The sequence below is a fragment of the Rhizobacter sp. P2_H2 genome (genome assembly GCF_056403375.1).
In genome coordinates, this window is the sequence record NZ_JBFUFP010001585.1 from 1 (window position 1) to 870 (window position 870).

An 870-nucleotide genomic window follows, 5' to 3' on the forward strand; every position below is an offset into this window, starting at 1 on the left:
GTAGGCGTCCATCGTGCCGTGGTAGTCGAGGTGGTCGCGCGTGAAGTTGGTGAACAGCGCGACCTCGACATGCGTGCCGGCCAGCCGCTGCTCGACGACACCGATCGACGAGGCCTCGATCGCGCAGGCCCGGAAGYCCTCGTCGGCGAACTGCCGGAACGCGAGCTGCAGCGTCACCGGATCGGGCGTCGTGAGGCCGGTCGAGAGCACCTGCGCATCGGGCACCGCACTCGTCGGCGGCTCGCCGACGCCCAGCGTTCCGATCACGCCGCAGCGCGCGCCGAGCAGGCTCAGCGCCTGTGCCGTCCACCAGGCGGTGGAGGTCTTGCCGTTCGTGCCGGTGCTCGCGACGACGCGCAGCCGCGTGCTCGGTTCGCCGAAGAAGCCGCTCGCCAGCTCGCCGGTGGCGGCCTTCAGGTCGGGCAGCGCCGACACCGTCTGCGGATCGAGTTCGAACGCGGTGGAGCCGTCGGCCTCGACGAGGCAGGCCACCGCGCCGGCGGCCAGCGCCTGCGGCACGAACTGCCGCGCATCGACGCCATAGCCCGGCCACGCGATGAACGCATCGCCCGGCTGCACGCGGCGGCTGTCGGTGGCGAGCCCGCGCACGCCGCGCGCAAGCAGCCACGCGAGCGCCGACTCGACGCTCGCGTGATGGATGAGGGTGGGTGCCTGGCTCATCAGAAACTCTCTTCCTCGGCCTGCAGCGCGTGGGTCACGATCTGCGGCCGCACCTCGATGTCGGGGGGTTCCCCCATCGAGCGCAAGGTCTGTTGAACGACTTCACTGAACACCGGTGCGGCCACGTCGCCGCCGAAATACTTGCCGTTGCTGGGCTCGTCGACCATCACCGCGACGATGATGCGCGGC

Annotated in this window: 1 protein-coding gene and 1 pseudogene; both read right to left on the minus strand. The window is 70.9% G+C overall.

Annotated features, from left to right (window positions below; translation table 11 throughout):
- Nucleotides 1-681, minus strand: a 681-nt coding sequence (locus AC1D15_RS34900; RefSeq protein WP_477829683.1) for a Mur ligase family protein, incomplete at its 3' end; no start/stop codon positions are given.
- Nucleotides 681-870, minus strand: a pseudogene (locus tag AC1D15_RS34905) (penicillin-binding protein 2); the annotation flags it as partial. The pseudogene AC1D15_RS34905 and the gene AC1D15_RS34900, both read right to left, overlap by 1 nt.